Source organism: Amycolatopsis thailandensis (genome assembly GCF_042723255.1).
GTDB lineage: Bacteria > Actinomycetota > Actinomycetes > Mycobacteriales > Pseudonocardiaceae > Amycolatopsis > Amycolatopsis thailandensis.
In genome coordinates, this window is the sequence record NZ_JBHXJK010000196.1 from 1 (window position 1) to 1,175 (window position 1,175).

Below are 1,175 nucleotides of genomic sequence, written 5' to 3' on the forward strand. Positions count from 1 at the left end.
GGTTGCGAACGTGGCTTTCGCAACGCCGCGGCGGCGAGTCATGCGGCTCCGCTTCGGGCAGTGGCGGCCCGATAAGCCGCGACGAGCTCGGCGGCAACACGCTTCGGCTCTGTCCGCAGTCGGCTGGGCAAAGTCTGGAGAACCACGATTCCGGCGGCGGCATACCTGGCGTTTCTCGCCACTGTCGCGGCGTAGTGCTGCTTGCCGAAGTGGAAATCGTACGAATCGATCTCCCAGGCCAAGGCCACCGCTGCGAAGTAGCCATCAGCGGTCGCGATGTACTCGCCGTTTTCGTCCCGGAGTTCGCGGTTCCATTGCGGCTCGGGCAAACCACTCATTCGCCAGACTCCCATCGCGTCGACCTCCGCGGCCGACCGGGCTCCGTCGGCGATGCGACGCAACGCTTCGCGCGGGATCGCGGTGCCGCGACTACTCCCGGCATCGAGTTCCGCGAACAGCTCCGGAAGGCTCACACCCCGCTGCACCGCCTCGGCGAGAAGAGCCGAAACCTCCTGCCGTGAGCCGAGCCGACGGCACTCGTCGAGGACGGCCCGGACCAAAGGCGCCAGCGGCACCCCGTCAAACACGACCGCTTGCGGCTGCCGGATCGTGCGTTCGATGGTCACATGCTCGGAACTTCCGACCTTGTGTTCAAGGGGGACGAGCAGATGGACGCGAAAAGGGTGGTCCGGCAGAGCCCGCAGCCCCTGCCGTCGGCACGCGGTCGCTCCCGTCACCACCGCATCCGGCCCCGCATACAGGAGCGCGGCGTCGATCAGCTGCCGCCGCGTCGGCTCGCCGGAGTTCAGCAGGAGGACTCCCGGCAGCAGTCGTCGCCACGACTTCCCGGGACGGCACCGGCGATAGCAGGTCATGGAGGGAACGCCGAGTTCCGCGAGCCGGGCGACGGTGATCACGCCACCACGGCTGTGTCGATAGAGCCCCTCGGGATCACGGGCCCAGTCTCCGGTTTTCACCTCATGATCGTCGGCGCCGCGATCGATCGCACACCACCTCCTTTCGCCGATCTGTGGACAACTCGCCACATCAGCCCCACTTGTGGATAACTCTCGGGACGTGGGGGATGACCACATGCGCGACAGGATAGGTGAGCACCTGGCGTTGGGACCGCGCGGACAACCCCCCGCCCAGGTAGCGGGGGAAAATGGGGGTGG

At 67.1% G+C, this 1,175-nt stretch carries 1 protein-coding gene; it reads right to left on the reverse strand.

The annotated features are described in order from the left end of the window. Window positions 1-38 precede the first annotated feature (38 nt). Window positions 39-977 carry a hypothetical protein gene (locus ACFWMR_RS40045; RefSeq protein WP_378382166.1) on the reverse strand — a complete coding sequence of 313 codons (939 nt, stop codon included), beginning with the start codon at window positions 975-977 and terminating at the stop codon, window positions 39-41. Window positions 978-1,175 lie beyond the last annotated feature (198 nt).